The sequence below is a fragment of the Methylopila turkensis genome, from assembly GCF_027922325.1.
Taxonomy (GTDB): Bacteria; Pseudomonadota; Alphaproteobacteria; order Rhizobiales; family Methylopilaceae; genus Methylopila; species Methylopila turkensis.
Genome location: NZ_BSFL01000003.1, coordinates 26,667 through 43,717, shown reverse-complemented (window position 1 = coordinate 43,717; position 17,051 = coordinate 26,667). Strand labels below are relative to the sequence as shown.

Annotated in this window: 15 protein-coding genes; 13 read left to right on the top strand and 2 right to left on the bottom strand. The window is 71.2% G+C overall.

All coding sequences use genetic code 11. The features are described 5' to 3' along the window. Positions 1 to 8 precede the first annotated feature (8 nt). Entirely contained in the window at positions 9 to 692 is a 684-nt protein-coding gene (locus PKE78_RS11410; protein WP_271201028.1) for an aspartate/glutamate racemase family protein, read from the bottom strand. Here PKE78_RS11410 and PKE78_RS11405 point away from each other — a divergent pair. The 8 genes from PKE78_RS11405 (at position 691) to ggt (ending at position 10,515) form a co-directional block, all read left to right on the top strand. Further along, positions 691 to 1,962: an allantoate amidohydrolase gene (locus tag PKE78_RS11405; protein ID WP_271201027.1), complete on the top strand. Its 1,272-nt coding sequence runs from the start codon at positions 691 to 693 to the stop codon at positions 1,960 to 1,962. The two genes, PKE78_RS11410 and PKE78_RS11405, sit on opposite strands and share 2 nt — an antisense overlap. Beyond that, complete coding sequence (locus PKE78_RS11400; RefSeq protein WP_271201026.1) at positions 1,949 to 3,172, top strand: M20/M25/M40 family metallo-hydrolase; 1,224 nt, start codon at positions 1,949 to 1,951, stop codon at positions 3,170 to 3,172. The genes PKE78_RS11405 and PKE78_RS11400 overlap by 14 nt, the downstream gene beginning before the upstream one ends. 206 nt (positions 3,173 to 3,378) lie before the next feature. Next, a complete protein-coding gene (locus tag PKE78_RS11395) occupies positions 3,379 to 4,974 on the top strand; it encodes an ABC transporter substrate-binding protein (RefSeq protein WP_271201025.1) in 1,596 nt (531 codons plus the stop codon). Then, entirely contained in the window at positions 4,974 to 5,921 is a 948-nt protein-coding gene (locus PKE78_RS11390) for an ABC transporter permease (RefSeq protein ID WP_271201024.1), read from the top strand. The genes PKE78_RS11395 and PKE78_RS11390 overlap by 1 nt, the downstream gene beginning before the upstream one ends. Beyond that, positions 5,921 to 6,811 carry an ABC transporter permease gene (locus PKE78_RS11385; protein WP_271201023.1) on the top strand — a complete coding sequence of 297 codons (891 nt, stop codon included), beginning with the start codon at positions 5,921 to 5,923 and terminating at the stop codon, positions 6,809 to 6,811. Before PKE78_RS11390 ends, PKE78_RS11385 begins: the two co-directional genes overlap by 1 nt. A 3-nt stretch (positions 6,812 to 6,814) precedes the next feature. Continuing rightward, on the top strand, positions 6,815 to 7,822 hold the full coding sequence (locus PKE78_RS11380) for an ABC transporter ATP-binding protein (protein ID WP_271201022.1): 1,008 nt from the start codon (positions 6,815 to 6,817) through the stop codon (positions 7,820 to 7,822). After that, the gene (locus PKE78_RS11375; protein WP_271201021.1) at positions 7,819 to 8,817 is read left to right on the top strand and encodes an ABC transporter ATP-binding protein; all 999 of its coding nucleotides are present in this window, start codon (positions 7,819 to 7,821) and stop codon (positions 8,815 to 8,817) included. The genes PKE78_RS11380 and PKE78_RS11375 overlap by 4 nt, the downstream gene beginning before the upstream one ends. Before the next feature lie 108 nt (positions 8,818 to 8,925). Continuing rightward, a complete protein-coding gene (gene ggt, locus PKE78_RS11370; RefSeq protein WP_271201020.1) occupies positions 8,926 to 10,515 on the top strand; it encodes a gamma-glutamyltransferase in 1,590 nt (529 codons plus the stop codon). Positions 10,516 to 10,741: 226 nt separating this feature from the next. Here ggt and PKE78_RS11365 read toward each other — a convergent pair whose 3' ends face one another. Then, complete coding sequence (locus PKE78_RS11365; protein ID WP_271201019.1) at positions 10,742 to 11,416, bottom strand: adenosylcobinamide amidohydrolase; 675 nt, start codon at positions 11,414 to 11,416, stop codon at positions 10,742 to 10,744. Positions 11,417 to 11,461: 45 nt separating this feature from the next. On the opposite strand from PKE78_RS11365, the gene PKE78_RS11360 reads away from it, so the two are divergent. From PKE78_RS11360 to PKE78_RS11340, 5 genes are all read left to right on the top strand, one after another. Further along, entirely contained in the window at positions 11,462 to 12,445 is a 984-nt protein-coding gene (locus PKE78_RS11360; protein ID WP_271201018.1) for a phosphotransferase enzyme family protein, read from the top strand. A gap of 28 nt (positions 12,446 to 12,473) precedes the next feature. Next, on the top strand, positions 12,474 to 13,793 hold the full coding sequence (locus tag PKE78_RS11355; RefSeq protein WP_271201017.1) for an aspartate aminotransferase family protein: 1,320 nt from the start codon (positions 12,474 to 12,476) through the stop codon (positions 13,791 to 13,793). An 85-nt stretch (positions 13,794 to 13,878) separates the two neighbouring features. Then, positions 13,879 to 15,030 (top strand): CaiB/BaiF CoA transferase family protein, encoded by a 1,152-nt coding sequence (locus tag PKE78_RS11350; protein ID WP_271201016.1) that lies wholly within the window; start codon positions 13,879 to 13,881, stop codon positions 15,028 to 15,030. Beyond that, a complete protein-coding gene (locus tag PKE78_RS11345) occupies positions 15,027 to 16,547 on the top strand; it encodes a fumarate hydratase (protein ID WP_271201015.1) in 1,521 nt (506 codons plus the stop codon). The genes PKE78_RS11350 and PKE78_RS11345 overlap by 4 nt, the downstream gene beginning before the upstream one ends. A gap of 3 nt (positions 16,548 to 16,550) precedes the next feature. Next, positions 16,551 to 16,976, top strand: coding sequence for a PaaI family thioesterase (locus PKE78_RS11340; RefSeq protein WP_271201014.1), 426 nt, complete (start codon positions 16,551 to 16,553; stop codon positions 16,974 to 16,976). The last annotated feature ends 75 nt before the right edge of the window (positions 16,977 to 17,051 follow it).

Here is a 17,051-nt window from a genome sequence, read left to right as displayed (position 1 = left end):
TCCGCCGCTCAGCCGCCGCGCGCCGCCGCGATGGCCGCGTCGACAGCGGCCGCGACGCCGTCGAGCACGGCGACGTCCGCCGCGTTCGCGATCTCGGCCGCGAAGCCTGCGAACGGCGCGCCGCCGAGCAGCACCGCCTCCGCGCCGTCTTCGACGGCGCAGGCTCGGACGGCGGCGAGCACCTCGTCCCGGTGGCGGGCGCGGTCGGCGATCAGGTCGCGCACGCCGGCGTTGACGAGCCGCATGCCGGCGAGCTGCGGCGCGAGCCCAAGTTCGCCGATCCGCGTCCGCACGGCGTCCTCCATGGCGGGGCCGGCGGTGACGAGGCCGAACCTCCGGCCTCCCGCGGCCGCAGCCCGCAGGCCCGCGCGCCCGAATCCGACCACCGGCATGATCCGCAGCGCCTCGGCCTCTTCGAAGCCCGGATCGAGGAAGGCCGCGACGATCGCGGCGTCGCAGGTCCGGTGGGCGTCCACCGCCTCAGCCACGGCGCGCGCGGCGACCTGCGCCTCCTCAGGCGTCTGGATTCCCGGGGCGCCGAAGGCGGCGGTGACGGCCACGATCGCGGCCCGTTCGCCCGCGTGACGGCGGGCTTCCGCGGCCAGCAGCGCCGTGACCGCTTCCGCAGTGTTGGGATTGACGAGTAGGATGCGCGCTTGGCCCGACACGACGTCCCTTCCCGATTTCTCCATGCCCACAGCACCTAGCACGACTCCCGCGCCCGCCGGCATGGCGCGACGCATCTGCGAACGCGTGGACGCGCTTGCGGCGATCTCCGCCGACGTCGGCGCGATCACGCGCGTGTTCATGAGCCCGGAGCAGACGCGCGCCACCGAGCTCGCGCTCGGCTGGATGGCGGAGGCCGGCATGACGACCCGCGTGGACGCCATCGGCAACGTCATCGGCCGCTACGAGGGCGCGACCCCGGCCGCGAAGGCCATCCTCGTGGGCTCGCATCTGGACACGGTGCGCAACGCCGGCCGGTGGGATGGCATTCTCGGCGTCGTCACCGCCATCGAATGCGTCGCGGCGCTTTCGGCGGAGGGCGTGCGCCTGCCCTACGCCATCGAGGTGGTCGGCTTCTCGGACGAGGAAGGCACCCGCTTCGGCGCGACCATGCTGGGCAGCCACGCGCTCGTCGGCGACTTCGCGCCCGAGCTGCTGCGGCTGCGCGACAGCGACGGGATCAGCATGGCGGACGCCATGCGGGCGCGGGGCTTCGACCCCGACAGGATCGGCGAGGCCAAGCGTTCGGCCGAGGACTTCGTCGCCTATCTCGAGCTGCACATCGAGCAGGGCCCGACGCTGCAGGCCTACCGCTTGCCCGTCGGCTGCGTCGGATCGATCTGCGGCGCGACGCGGCTTGCGGTGACGCTCACCGGCACGGCGAGCCACGCCGGCACGACTCCCATGAACCACCGCGCCGACGCGCTGGCGGGAGCCGCCGCGAGCGTGCTCGCCGTCGAGCAGGCGGCGACGGCGAGCCGCGGGCTGGTGGCGACCGTCGGCAAGCTCGCGATCGAGCCCGGCGGCGCGAACGTCGTGCCCGGGCTCGCGGCCTTCACCGTCGATGTGCGGGCGCCGACCGACGGCCAGCGGCTGCAGACGCTGCGCCGGATCGAGGAATCCATCATGGCGATCGCCTCGACGCGCGGCCTCGGCGTGTCGATCGCGCGCATCCACGACGAGCCCGCGGCGGCCTGCTCGCGCGACCTGCAGAACCGCATCGACGCCGCCATCGCCCAGTTCGGCCTCGAGCCGCTCAGGCTCGCGAGCGGCGCCGGCCACGACGCCATGGTCATGGCCCGCATCGCGCCCATGGGCATGATCTTCGTCCGCTGCCGCGACGGGATCAGCCACAACCCCGCCGAACACGCCGAGCCGGCGGACGTCGAGGCCGGGGCCGTCACCCTTTTCCGCGTCCTGAAGAGTTTCGAGACCCGTCCTGATGTCCTCGACTGAAACCGTGATCGCCCGGATCGACGCCCTGCGCGACGCGCAGACCGCCTTCCTGGCGGAGCTCGTGAAAACGCCCTCCGACAACCCGCCCGGCGACTGCGCCGCCCACGCCGAGGTCGCGGCGAAGGCGCTGGAGGCGTTGGGTTTCGAGGTCGAGCGCCATCCCGTGCCGGCGGCGACGGTGCGGGCGGCCGGCATGATCTCGGCCACGAACCTGATCGTGCGACGCCGCTTCGGCCCCGGCCCGACGCTCGCGCTCAACGCCCATGGCGACGTGGTGCCGCCCGGCGAGGGCTGGACCGCCGACCCCTACGGCGCCGAGATCCGCGACGGCGTGATGTATGGCCGCGGCGTCGCGGTCTCGAAGTCGGACTTCGCGACCTACGCCTTCGCGCTGAAGGCGCTGATCGAAACGGAGGCGCCGCTCAACGGGACGGTCGAGCTGCACCTCACCTATGACGAGGAGACCGGCGGCCTCGTCGGGCCGGGCTGGATTCTCGAACAGGGCCTGAGCAAGCCGGACCTCGCGATCAGCGCAGGCTTCTCCTACAACGTCGTGGTCGCCCACAACGGCTGCCTCCATCTGGAGGTCGAGGTGAAGGGACGCTCGGCGCACGCCGCCCGCCCCGACACCGGCGTCGACGCGCTTGAGGCCGCGACCAGCCTGCTGTCGAAGCTCTACGCGCTGCGCGAGACCTACAAGGCCACGGTTTCGGCGGTGGACGGCATCGAGAGCCCGACGCTGGTCGTCGGCCTGATCGAAGGCGGCATCAACACCAACGTCGTGCCGGACCTCGTCCGTTTCCGCATCGACCGCCGCATGATCCCGGACGAGAGCCCCGAAGCCGCCGAGCGCGACCTGACCGCCTTCATCGAGCAGGCCGGCGCTGAGCTTCCGGGCGTGGAGGTGACCGTCCGGCGCATCCTGCTCGCGCGCCCGCTCCAGCCGCTTCCCGGCCAAGAGCGCCTCGTCGACACGATCCGCACGCGCGCGCGGGAGATCCTCGGCGAGGACATTCCGGCGAACGGCGTCCCGATCTACACCGACGCCCGGCTCTACACCGGCGTGGGCGTGCCCACGGTGCTCTACGGCGCGGGCCCGCGCTCGCTGCTTGAAGCGAACGGCCACCGCGCCGACGAGAAGCTGGTGCTGGACGACCTCAACAAGGCGACCAAGGTCGTCGCGCTGGCGATCGCCGACCTGCTGGCCTGAGGGCCGTCGCCAGGCCCTCCGCGCGCATCCGCGCTCCGTCCTACGTCATTGTGCTTAGTTTTTACGCCCGGCGCCCACGCATTGGGACGGATCGAAATTTTCCTCCGAAGAAACACAGCGTCCGTGGCGTGGCATGCCATTTGCTGCCATGCAGCGCGAACGGCTCCGGCGGGGCCGCGGGATTTCGAATCGGAGACGGCGAAACGATGGTTGACCACAAGGCGATCCTGACCGAGCGCGTGCTCGGAGGGCTCAATCGGCGCGACCTGATGAAGGGTCTCGGCGCCGGCGCGATCATCGCGGCCGGAGCAGGCCTCTCGACGCGCGCGAAAGCGGCCGGCGGCGAAATCCGCCTCGCTTGGGTCGACCATATCGACACGCTCGACCCGCACTTCACCGGCTTCCTCGGCGCGGTGAAGGTCCACAACAACATCTACAACGGGCTGCTGAAGGTCGAGTACGACGGCGAGCGCGTCTCGTTCGTGCCGGACCTCGCCGAAACCTGGGACGTGCTCGACGAGAAGGTCCACGTCTTCAAGCTCAAGCCGAACGTCAAGTTCCACGACGGCACCCCTTGCGACGCCGAGGCGGTGAAGTGGAGCGTGGAGCGGGTGTGGAAGGGCGAGCCGAAGTCGCCGCACGCTTGGAAATTCAAGGCGCTCGAGAAGGTCGAGGTGGTCGATCCGCTGACCGTCCGGCTCATCTTCAGCCGGCCCTACGCCTTCCTTCCGGTCGCCCTGACCGGATCCACCGGCCGCGCGGGCACGATCGTGTCGCCGACGGCCGTGCAGAAGCACGGCGCGAATTTCGGCCGCAACCCGGTCGGCACCGGCCCGTTCAAGTTCGTGAGCTGGCGCGAGAACGACTCGATCGTGCTCGAGAAGAACGCGGATTACTTCGAGCCCGGCCTGCCGAAGCTCGACAAGGTCACCATCCTGATCATGAAGGAGGCCTCCGCCGCGATCGCCGCCGTCATGTCCGGCCAGGTCGACGGCATGAGCGACAGCCCGGTGCAGTTCATCCCGCAGCTCAAGGCGAACCCGAACCTGCAGGTGCTGGGCGAGATCGAGGGCAACTACGTCTACATCGCCATGAACTGCAAGAAGGGCCCGTTCGCGGACATCAACCTGCGCCGCGCGGTCGCCTTCGCGCTGAACCGCGAGCAGATCATCCGCCAGGCGTTCTTCGGCCAGGGCATCCCGGCCTACACGCCGATCTCCCCGCCCATGACCGACTTCTACGACAAGAACATCGCAGAATCCGGCCGCGGCCAGCGCTTCGACCTCGCCAAGGCGAAGGAGCACCGCGCCAAGTCCGAGACCAAGGGCGTGATCGAGCCGATCTTCGTCGTCACCGAGGAGGGCACCTACGGCACTCGCCTCGCCCAGACCGTGCTGCCGATGCTGGCGCAGATCGACATCAAGCCGAAGCTGCAGCTCGTGGAGCGGGCGAACTGGGTCAGCCGCCGCAACTCCGGCGACTTCGACATGTTCGACTTCAACTGGTGGGCCGATCTCGATCCGGACGAGACGCTGTTCCCCGAGTTCCGCACCGGCCAGGCCTGGAACTATCCCGGCTGGTCGAACGCGCGCTTCGACGCGTGCGTCGACGAGGCCCAGATCGTCCTCGACGTGGAGAAGCGCAAGGCGCTCTACAACGAGGCCTGCGACATCATCATGGACGAGGCGCCGATCGCGATCACCTCGCACATGCCGGTGTTCAAGATCTTCGCCAAGAAGGTGAAGGGCTTCAAGTACATCCCGGTCGACAGCCTCAACCTGCACACGGTGAGCCTGGCCTGATGGCCTGGTTCGCAGCCAGGAAGGTCCTCCAGACCCTCATGGTGCTGCTGATCGTTTCGGTCGCGAGCTTCAGCCTGCTGAAGCTCGCGCCGGGCGATCCCGTGCAGCTCATGCTGGGCTCGGAGTACTCTCCGGAGGCGCACGCTTCGCTGATGGCGCAGCTCGGCCTCGACCGCCCGGTCGCGGAGCAATATCTGCGCTGGCTGGGCGGGTTCCTCGTCGGCGACTGGGGCACGTCCTTCATCAGCAAGGCGCCGATCTTCCAGTACGCCTTTATGGAGGCGCTGCCCGTCACGCTGACGCTCGCGGCCTCCGCGCTCGCGCTCGCGGTGCTGATCGGCGTTCCGCTCGGCGTGCTGTCCGCGACCCGCAAGGACACCGGCTGGGACGCCGCGGTCGCGACTCTGACGCTGACCGGCACCTCGTTCCCGAGCTTCTACCTCGGCATCCTGCTGATCTGGATCTTCGGCGTGAAGCTCGCGCTGTTCCCGACGCTCGGCTTCGTCGCGCCGTGGAACGACCTCTGGGGCGGCATCGTGCACATGACGCTGCCGGCGATCACGCTCTCCACCTACTTCCTCGCCATGATCGTGCGGCTCACCCGCGCCAACCTGATCGAGGCGCTGGAGCAGCCTTACATCGCGGCGGCCCGCGCCCGCGGCGAGCCGCGCTGGCGGGTGGTGTGGGTCCATGGCCTGCGCAACGTCATGCTCCCGCTCGTCACCATTCTCGGGCTCCAGCTCGGCGCGCTGCTGCAGGGCGCGGTGCTGACCGAGACGGTGTTCTCGCTGCCCGGCGTCGGGCAAATGATGACGAGCGCGGTGCTCAACCGCGAATACGGCGTGGTGCAGGCCGGCGTGATGATGACCGCCTGCCTGTTCGTGCTGACCAACCTCGCGGTCGATCTCGCCTATCCCTATCTCGATCCCCGCCTGAGACCCCGCTGATGGCCGACGTCACGCTTCCCGCCGCCGGCCTCCGCCGCCGGCCGGCGACCCTCGCCGGGGTCTGGGCCTACGCCCGCTCGCATGTGTGGTTCCTGATCGCCTGCGCGGTGGCGCTCGCCTACGTTCTCGCCGCGGCGTTCGCGCCCTGGGTCGCGCCGCATGCGCCGACGGACCAGGACATGATGAACTTCATGTCGCCGCCGGCCTGGGGGCCGCACCTTCTCGGCACCGACAGCTTCGGGCAGGACCTGCTCTCGCGCACCATCTACGGCGCGCGCTACGCGCTCGCGATCGGCCTCGGCGCGGTGGCGATCGGCGCGTTCGGCGGGCTCGTGATCGGCATGGCGGCGGGACTCTCCGGCGGCGCCGTCGAATGGGCGCTGATGCGCTTCGTCGACGCGCTGCTCGCCCTGCCCTCGCTGATCATGGCGATCGCCTTCATCTCCATCCTCGGCCAGGGCGTCGACAAGGTGGTGCTCGCGGTCGGCGTGGCGCTGATCGGCCCGTTCTCCCGCACCGTGCGCGGCGACGTGCTGCAGGTGAAGGCGCAGGCCTTCGTGGAGGCCGCCGGCCTCATGGGCGTGAAGCGCCTCATGGTGGTGTGGCGGCACGTGCTGCCGAACGTCATCTTCCCGCTCGCGGTGCAGGCCACCATCCGCGTGTCCTACGCCATCCTCGTGTCGTCAGGCCTGTCCTTCCTCGGCATCGGCGTGACCCCGCCGACGCCGGACTGGGGCCTGATGATCGCGGAAGGCCGCAGCTTCGTCAGCTTCGCGCCCTGGATCGCCGGCGTGCCCGGCGCGGCGCTGGCCATCCTTCTGATCGCGCTCAGCGTCGTCGGCGACGGCGTGCGCGAGCAGTTCGACCCCAAGCTCAAGAAGGAGGCGTGACCGATGGCCGCCGCCCTCGCCATCCCCCGGTCCGACCCCGCCGGCGCGACCCCCGCCGCGGCGCCCGCCGACGCCCTGCTGCGGGTCGAGAACCTGTCGCTCACGCGCGGCGAGAAGCTGATCCTTGACGACGTCTCCTTCGCGCTGAAGCGGGGCGCGACGCTGGCGCTCGTCGGCGAATCCGGCGCCGGCAAATCGACCATCGCGCTCGCTTTGATCGGGTTGCTCGCGCGGCCGCAGGTCGGGCTCGACGGCCGGATGCTGTTCGACGGCGCCGACCTCGCGACGAGCAGCGAACGCGACTGGCTTCGTTTGCGCGGTCGGAGGATCTCCATGATCTTCCAGGACGCCTCCTCCGCGCTGAACCCCTGCTTCACGGTCGGCGCGCAGCTCATGACGCCGCTCCGCCGCCTGCTCGGCTTGTCGAAGGCGCAGGCCCGCAAGCGCGCGGTCGAGCTGCTCGAAGGCGTCGGCCTCAGCGACGCCGAGAGCCGCCTCGACGCCTACCCGCACCAGCTTTCCGGCGGCATGCAGCAGCGCGTCATGATCGCGATCGCGCTGTCGACCAACCCGGAGCTGCTGCTCGCCGACGAGCCGACCAGCGCGCTCGACGTCACCATCCAGGCGCAGATCGTGCGCCTGATCCTCGACGAGACGCGCAAGCGCGGCGCGTCCTGCATTTTCGTGCTGCACGATCTCGCGCTGGCAAGCCAGGCCTGCGACGAGATCGTGGTGCTCTATGGCGGGCAGGTGATGGAGGCCGGCCCGGCCGAGACCGTGCTGCGCGAGCCGCTGCACCCTTACACCGTCGGGCTCAAGGCCTGCGTGCTCGAGATCGACACCGAGGAGCTCGAGCCGCTGCCGAGCGGCTCGCCGTCCTTCGCCTCAAAGCGGCCGGGCTGCCGCTTCGCGCCGCGCTGCGCCTCGGCGCTCGAGAAATGCGCCGGCGAGAAGCCGCCGCTCATAGAGACGCGCGGGCGCCGGCTCGCCTGCTGGAATCCCGTGGCATGAGCGCGACCTCGACCGACATCTTCCGGCTGCTCGACGTCGAGAAGACCTACGACATCGGCCGCGCCTCGGCCTCGCTGTTCGGGGCGGGCAAGCGCCGCAAGCTCGCCGCGCTCGACGGCGTCCGCCTGACGGTCAAGCCCGGCGAGAGCCTCGCGCTCGTCGGCGAAAGCGGCTCCGGCAAGACCACGCTGCTACGCGTGCTGCTCGGCCTCACCGCGCCCACCGACGGCCGGGCGCTGTTCCGCGAGAAGGAGATCGCCGAGCTCAAGGGCGACGACCGCGACCGCTTCGCCCGTGACGTCGCCCTGATCTACCAGGACGCGCGCGGCTCGCTGAACCCGCGCATGACCGTGCTCGACCTCGTGGCCGAGCCGCTCGACCATCACGGGCTCTGCCCCCGTGCCGAGCGGCGCGACCGCGTCGCGGCGCTGCTCCAGCGCGTCGGGCTGCCGGCGGAGATGATGGGCCGCTACACCTCGGCGCTCTCGGGCGGGCAGGTGCGGCGCGTAGCGATCGCCCGCGCGCTGGCGTCGAACCCCTCCGTGCTGGTGGCGGACGAGGCGGTGTCCGGGCTCGACGTCTCGACCCAGGCGCAGCTCTTGAAGCTGCTGCGCGACCTGCAGCGCGACATGGGGGTGAGCCTCGTCTTCATCACCCACGATCTCGGCGTCGCCGCCTATCTCTGCGAGCGCATCGCGGTGATGTATCTCGGCCGCATCGTCGAGACCGGCGCGACCCGCGAGGTGCTGACCGCGCCCGCCCACCCCTACACCCGCGCCCTGCTAAACGCCTCGCCGAAGTTCTTCGCGCCGATCGCCGAGCCGCTGCCCGGCGAGATCCCGAGCCCGATCGATCTGCCGAAGGGCTGCCGCTTCGCCGGCCGCTGCGTCGAGGCGCGGGACGACTGCCGCCTGACCGATCCGGCGCTCCGGGCCGACGGCGCGCGCGCCTTCGCCTGCCTGCATCCGCTCGACCGGCCCCGCGCCCTCGGCTGATCGACGCTTGCGGTCGAGCGCGTCCGGCGCCTTCCTTGGCGTCCGGACCAATAGCCTTTACCTGCCGCCGGAGCCCGCCCTCCGGACCAGACGCCCAAGGACCATGCGATGAGAGACCTGTTCCGCCCCGGCCGCAGCCCGATGCTGGCCCCGAACGCCGCCATCGCGACCTCGCATCCGCTTTCGACCGCGGCCGGCCTCGCCGTGCTGCGCGAGGGCGGCAACGCCGTCGACGCCGCCATAGCCGCGGTCGCGACCCAATGCGTGGTCGAGCCGGCGATGACCGGCATCGGCGGCGACTGCTTCGTGCTCTACGCGCCCGCCGGCGGCGAGGTGATCGCGCTGAACGGCAGCGGCCGCGCGCCGAAGGCCGCCACCGTCGAGGCGCTGAAGAGCGCCGGCCTGACCGATGAGATTCCCCAGATGAGCCCGCACTCCGTCACGGTGCCGGGCGCGATCTCGGCCTGGACGAAGCTGCACGCCGACCACGGCTCGCTGCCGCTCGACCGGCTTTTCCGCGACGCCATCGCTTACGCCGAGAGCGGATACCCCGTCACCCAGCGCGTCGCCTACGACTGGGCGAAAAGCGTCGACGCGCTGAGCCAGGACGAGGGCGCCGCCGCGGCCTATCTGTTCGCCGGCGCCGCGCCGCGCGCCGGCGCGAAGGTGGCGAACCCCGCGCTGGCCGCGACGCTGAAGGCGATCGCGAAGGACGGCGCCAGCGCCTTCTACGCCGGCGCCGTGGCCGAAAGCCTCGTCGCCCGGCTGAAGGCGCTCGGCGGCCTGCACACGCTCGACGACTTCGCCGCCGGCGAGACGGTCGCGGACTACGTGACGCCGATCCATGCCAATTACCGCGGCTACGACGTCTACGAATGCCCGCCCAACGGCCAGGGCGTCGTCGCGCTGATGATCCTCAACATCCTCGAAGGCTTCGACCTCGGCCCGGACATCTCCGAAGCCGAACGCGTGCATCTGCACGCCGAGGCGACCAAGCTCGCCTACCACCATCGCGATCACCTCATCGGCGATATCGACCACCTGCCCCACCCGACCGCGACGCTGCTCGCCGCCGACACCATCGCCAGCCTGCGCCGCCGCGTCTCACGCGAGACCGCGCAGGAGGCGACGCTCTGGACCGAGCCCGAGCATCAGGACACGGTCTATCTCTGCGTCGTGGATCGCGACGGCAACGCCGTCTCGTTCATCAACTCAGTCTTCAAGTCGTTCGGGTCGGCGCGGCACGATCCGAAGACGGGCGTGCTGCTGCACAACCGCGGCTCGTCCTTCCGCCTGATCGAGGGCCATCCCAACGCGATCGGCCCCAACAAGCGGCCGATGCACACCATCATTCCGGGCATGCTGCGGAAGGACGGCGAGACCGTCGCGCCGTTCGGCGTCATGGGCGGCCACTACCAGGCGGCCGGCCAGGCGGCGCTGCTGTCGGGGATCATCGACCGCGGCCTCGACGTGCAGGCCGCGATCGACGCGCCGCGCTCGTTCTCCTTCGACGGCGTGCTCGAGGTCGAGCCGACCATCGACCGCGAGACGGTCGGCGAGCTGGAGGCGCTCGGCCATGCGGTCGAGCCGGCCGCGGGCCCGATCGGCGGCGCGCAAGCGATCTGGATCGACCGCGAGGCCGGCGTCCTCCACGCCGGCTCCGACCCGCGCAAGGACGGTCTGGCGCTTGGGTTCTAGCGTCGGATCTCGTCGAAACACGGCGTCATGGTCCGGCTTGACCGGACCATCCATGCCGTACGTCGGGCGCTACGTCGACGATGGGTCCTCCGGTCAAGCCGGAGGACGACGAACGGATTGGGCTGCGCCTTGTCGATCGCAACGGGGCGCCACCATGAGCCGTACGGCCTCGTTGGGGCGCGAGGTCTGACGGCGTGAGCGATCCGGAACCGTCAGGCATCCAAAACTATCCGGCCGCGCGTTCCGCGAGCCATTCGCGGCCGCCGGCGGAGATGGCGCGGTATGTAGCTGCGCCGATCGCCGCGCCGATGTCGGTGTGGAGGCCTGCGAAACGCGCGCCTTCGCCCTCCTCCGCCGGCGCCGCGATCACCACGCAGTCGGTTCCGGTTCCGGTGGCGACGCCGCCGGCCACGCGCCAGCCGAGATCCATCACCGCCGCGGTGCGGGCCTCGATCGCGATCGACAGCGCCTCGACCAGCCCGGCCTGCGACAGCGGTGTCGACACCGCCGTCAGCAGGTTGATGGTGCCGATATGGCCGGGCCCCGGCGCCTCGCCGACCCGCGCCGCGTTCGACAGGCCGACGGTCGCGAGCGAACGGGCGGCGACGTCCTCGAAGGCCGCTTCGCCCACATGGGCGCGGCGCACGTCGCGCGAGGTCATCATCGCGACCGCGTCGCCGAGCCCCTCGTCCGCGAGCCTTCCCTTCAGCAGCGCGAAGGCGTCCACCTCTGGCGGCAGGTCGGCGTTGCGCACCTCGAACCAGGCCACCCGCCGCGCGGTGCGGAAGCCCGGCTTCTCCATCGCCCAGCTCAGCATGGCCTGCGGCCGCGCGAACGCCGCCACGAGCCAGGGCCGTGCGACCGTCACCGCGAACAGGGCGTCGTCCGTCCGTTGCGTCATGGCCGCCCCCGTGAAACCCTTCCGCGCGTCCCCGGCGAGGCCCCGATGTACGACGACGCCTTCCTGAATCGGCTCGAAGCGGGGCTGCGGAGCGCGCTGCCGCTCTGGGGGCTCGCCGCTGACGCGCTGCTGCGGCTGCTGACCATCTCCGAAAACGCCACCTTCCTCGCCGAAGCCCCTTCGGGCGACGCCGTCGTGCTGCGGGTTCACCGGCCGGACTATCACACCAGCGACGAGATTCGCTCCGAGCTCGCCTGGGTCGACGCGCTGCGCGCCGACGGCGTCGCGCCGACGCCCGAGCCGATCCGGACCGTTGACGGCGGCCTGCTCGGCGGGTTCGAGGACGACGGCGCCGTCCGGCACGTCGCGGCCTTCGCCTTCATGAGCGGCCGCGAGCCGGAGCCCGGGGACGATCTCGCGTCGTGGTACGCGACTCTGGGCCAGATCACCGCGCGGCTTCACGGCCACGCCCGGGTTTGGGGGCGGCCCGACGGCTTCCGGCGCAAGACGTGGGACTTCGACGCCATGCTGGGCGACCGCCCGCTCTGGGGCGACTGGCGCGCGGGGCTCGGCCTCGACGGGCCCGGCCGGGCGCTGCTCGAGCGGACGGCGGAGGCGCTGAAGCGCCGCGTCGGGGCCTATGGCGCAGCCCCCGAGCGCTTCGGGCTGATCCACGCCGACCTCAGGCCTGCGAACCTGCTCGTGGACGGCGAGCGGCTCGGCCTGATCGACTTCGACGACTGCGGCTTCAGCTGGTTCATGTACGACTTCGCGGCCTCCGTCTCCTTCATGGAGCACGAGCCGTTCATTCCGGAGCTGCAGGAAGCCTGGCTTTCGGCCTACGCCCGCGCAGCGCCGGTCGGCGCGGAGGACGTCGCCATGATGCCGGCCTTCCTCATGCTGCGGCGGATGCTGCTGACGGCGTGGATCGCCTCCCATGCCGAGACGCCGACCGCGCAGAGCATGGGCGTTCCCTACACTCATGGCACGCTCGCGCTCGCCGAGCGCTATCTGACCCGCCACGCCTGATCCGGCGCCAAGGCGAAGGACGTCCGCGATGACCGCTTCGAGCCGCCAGATCCTCGCCCTCAACGCCTTCGACGCCGCCGCGCCCGGCGCCCTGCCGCCGGCGACGCAGGCGCTGGTCGAACGCCGGCGCCGCACGTTCGGGCCGACCTCGGTGCTGTTCTACGACGAGCCGCTGCACGTGGTCGCGGCCGACGACGTCTGGATCGAGACCGCCGACGGCCGGCGCTATCTCGACCTCTACAACAACGTGCCCTCGGTCGGGCATTCTAACTCGCGCGTCGCCGCCGCGATCGCCGCGCAGGCCGCGAGGTTTAACACCCACACCCGCTATCTCTACGAGATCACGCACGACTACGCCGAGCGGCTGCTGGCGACCTTCCCCGCAGAACTGGATCGGATCGTCTTCACCTGCACCGGCAGCGAGAGCAACGACCTCGCGCTGCGGATCGCCGGAGCCGCCACCGGCGCGCGCGGCGTGATCGTCACCGAGGCGGCCTATCACGGCAACACCGCCGCCGTGACCGAGGTCTCGCCGTCGTCCCGGCCCTCCGCCGCGCTCGCGCCGCATGTGCGCGCCGTGCCGGCGCCCGGCGGCGAGGGCGACGTCGGCGGGAGCTTCGCCGCCGCGGTCGAGGAGGCGATCGCGAGACTGACCCGCGAGGGCTACGGCGTCGCCGCGCTGCTGGTCGACACGATCTTCTCCAGCGACGGCGTGTTCGCCGACCCCGCCGGCTTCCTCGCGCCCGCCGTCGACGCCGTGCGCGCCGCCGGCGGGCTGTTCATCGCGGATGAGGTGCAGCCCGGCTTCGGCCGCACCGGCGCCGCCATGTGGGGGTTCCAGCGCCACGGCGTGACGCCGGACATCGCCACCATGGGCAAGCCGATGGGCAACGGCTTCCCCGTCGCGGGCGTCGTGGCCGGGGCCGACCTGATGGCGCGCTTCGCGGCGGGCGTGGGGTATTTCAACACCTTCGGCGGCAATCCGGTGGCGGCGGCGGCCGGTCTCGCCGTGCTGGACGAGATCGCCGACCGCGGCCTCGTCGCGAACGCCGCCGACGTCGGCGGCCACATGAAATCGCGCCTCGAAGCGTTGCGCAGGAACCGCCCCGTCATTCACGAGGTGCGCGGCTCGGGACTCTACCTCGGCGTGACGCTCGCCGACGCCGACGGCGCGCCCGACCCGGCCGCGGTGACGCGCGCGATCAACGGCCTGCGCGACCGCGGCGTCCTGATCGGGGCCGCAGGCGGACGCGGCGAGGCGCTGAAGATCCGGCCGCCGCTGACGCTCGCCCGTGAGCACGCCGACATGCTGGTCGGCGCGCTGGAGGCGGTGCTCGACGCCGGTTGACGGCCGCCTGCCCCGAAGGTCGATTTGACTAAGACACCCGCGGCGCGGCCTAACATGCGCCAGGCACAAGGGTTTCGGAGGCATCATGGCCGGCGCGCTGGACGGCGTTCTCGTGGTTGCGATGGAGCAGGCGGTCGCGGCGCCGATCGCCACCACCCGGCTCGCCGACGCCGGCGCCCGCGTCATCAAGCTGGAGCGGCCGGAGGGCGACTTTGCGCGCGGCTACGACGCCTTCGTGCTGGGGCAATCGAGCTACTTCGTGTGGATCAACCGCGGCAAGGAGAGCTGCCGCGTCGACCTGAAGGACCGGCAGGACCACGCGCTGGTCGAGCGCATGATCGCCGACGCCGATGTCTTCATCCAGAATTTCGCGCCGGGCGCGATGGCGCGCCTCGGCTTCGGCGCGGCGGAGCTCAGGCTTCGCCACCCGAAGCTGATCTGCTGCGACATCTCCGGCTATGCGCCGGGCACGCCCCATCACGAGCGCAAGGCTTACGACCTGCTGGTGCAGGCCGAGACCGGGCTTTCCGCCATCACCGGCACGGCGGAGTCCGGCCCGAGCCGGGTCGGCGTGTCGCTCTGCGACATCGCCACCGGACAGGCCGCCTACGCCGCCATCCTCGAGGCGCTGATCGCCCGCGGCCGCACCGGGCGGGGAGCGCATATCGAGCTGTCGCTGTTCGACGTGCTCGCGGATTTCATGAACGTCCCCTACCTCACCCGCCGCTACGGCGGCGTCGAGCCGCCGCGGATCGGCCTCGCGCACCCGTCGATCGCGCCCTACGGCGTGTTCCGCCTCGCCGACGGCGAGGTGGTGATCTCGATCCAGAGCGAGCGGGAATGGCGGATCTTCTGCCGCGAGATCCTGCGCGACGAGGCGGTCGCCGACGATCCCCGCTTCCACGTCAATGTCGAGCGCGTGCGCCACCGGCCCGCCTGCGACGCCCACATCCAGCGCATCCTGATCGAGCGGACCTCCGCGGAGACGGCGGAGGCGCTCGACCGGGCCCGGATCGCCTACGGCATGGTCTCGACCGTCGGCGACCTGATCGCGCATCCGGCAGCGACCACGCTTCCCGTCGAGACGCCGGCGGGCGTCGCCGAGGTTCTGGCCCCGCCCGCGATCGTCGACGGACGCCGGCCCGCGCTCGGCCGCGTGCCGGCCCTCGGCGAGCACGACGACGCGCTCCGGGCGGAGTTCCGCGCCGTCCGAGAGGTCCGGAGCGGCGCGGCGTGACCGCCCTGCCCGCCCTCGCGCCGCAGACGGTCATCCGCGAGGACGACTTCATCCAGAGCGTCGCCGACGCACTGCAGTTCGTCAGCCACGTCCACCCAGCGGACTACATCCGGCACCTGAGCGCGGCCTACGAGCGCGAGGAAAGCCCGGCGGCGCGCGACGCCATCGCGCAGATCCTCGTGAACTCGCGGATGGCGCTGCTCGGCCGGCGCCCGATGTGCCAGGACACCGGCGTCGCCGCCGTGTTCCTGAAGGTCGGCGTCGGCGTGCGCTTCGCGACCGCGCGCGGGATCGAGGAGCTCGTCAACGAGGGCGTGCGCCGGGCCTATCTCGACGCCGGCAACCCGCTGCGCGCGACCATGGTGGCCGATCCGCTGTTCGACCGGACCAACACCGGCGACAACGCGCCCGCCATGGTCCATGTGGACCTGACGCCCGGAAACGTGGTCGAGGCGATCGTCGCCGCGAAGGGCGGCGGTTCGGAGAACAAGGCGCGTTTCACGCAACTTAACCCGAGCTCGTCGGTCGCGGACTGGGTGGTCGAGACGCTGCCGACGCTCGGCTCCGGCTGGTGCCCTCCGGGGCTGATCGGGCTCGGGGTCGGCGGCAGCGCCGACAAGGCGATGCTGTTGGCGAAAGAAGCCCTGTTCGAGCCGATCGACATGCTCGACCTGATCCGCCGCGGCCCGTCGTCGAAGCTCGAGGAGCTTCGGATTGAGCTTTACGAGCGTATCAACGCGCTCGGGATCGGCGCTCAGGGGCTTGGCGGGCTGACCACCGTCGTCGACGTGAAGATCCGCACCTTTCCCACCCACGCGGCCTCGAAGCCGGTCGCGCTCATGCCGCAATGCGCCGCCAACCGCCATGTCCGCTTCACGCTCGACGGCTCAGGCCCGGCGCGCTTCGACCCGCCGGAAGCCGCGGACTGGCCGGAGATCGTCGTCGAGCGGAGCGCGGAGGGCGCGCGCCGGGTCGACCTCGACCGGCTGACGCGCGACGAAGTGCGAGGCTGGCGCGCCGGCGACCGGCTGCTGCTGTCCGGCAAGCTCCTCACCGGCCGCGACGCCGCTCACAAGCGGATGGTCGAGATGCTGGCCCGCGGCGAGCCCCTGCCCGTCCCGCTCGACGGCCGGGTCATCTATTACGTCGGACCGGTGAAGGCGGTGGGCGACGAGGCGGTCGGGCCGGCGGGCCCGACGACGGCCAGCCGCATGGACATGTTCACGGACGCCCTGCTTGGCCAGACCGGGCTGCTGGCGATGATCGGCAAGGCGGAACGCGGACCGGCGGCGATCGAGGCGATCCGCCGCCATGGCACCGCGTCGCTCATCGCGGTCGGCGGGGCCGCCATCCTCGTGGCGAAGGCGATCCGCTCGTCCCGCGTGCTGGCCTTCGCCGACCTCGGCATGGAGGCGATCCATGAATTCGAGGTCTCGGACATGCCGGTCACGGTCGCCGTGGATTCCGGCGGGGCTTCGATCCACCTCCTCGGCCCCGATCTCTGGCGAAGGGTTTGAACCTTGAACGACGCGCCGCCTCTCCCCGATCCGCTCGCGCAGGGCTGGGAGCGCTTTCCCGACGAAGGCTTCATCGATCTGGTCGGCCCGATCTTTACGCGCCGCGCCGACGGACCGCTTCGGTCGTTCGGCTTCGTCGCGGAGCGCAAGCACGCCAACCTCATCGGCGTGGTGCACGGCGGCATGCTGATGACGCTCGCCGACCGCGCCCTCGGCGTCAGCGCGTGGGACGCCGCCGGCAGCAAGCCCTCCGTCACGATCCAGTTCGACATGCAGTTCCTGTCGAGCGCGAAGATGGGCGACTTCGTCTCCGTCGCTCCCGAAGTGGTGCGGCTGACCCGCACGCTCGTGTTCATGAAGGGATCGCTTCAGGTCGACGACCGGCTCGTGGCGGCGGCGAGCGGGATATGGAAGATCCTGGAGCGGTGACCTCGCCGACTTCCAAAGATCCCTGGCCTCGGAACCAGGCGCCCGCAAAGGTTGCCCGCGATCTTCCGGTACCGG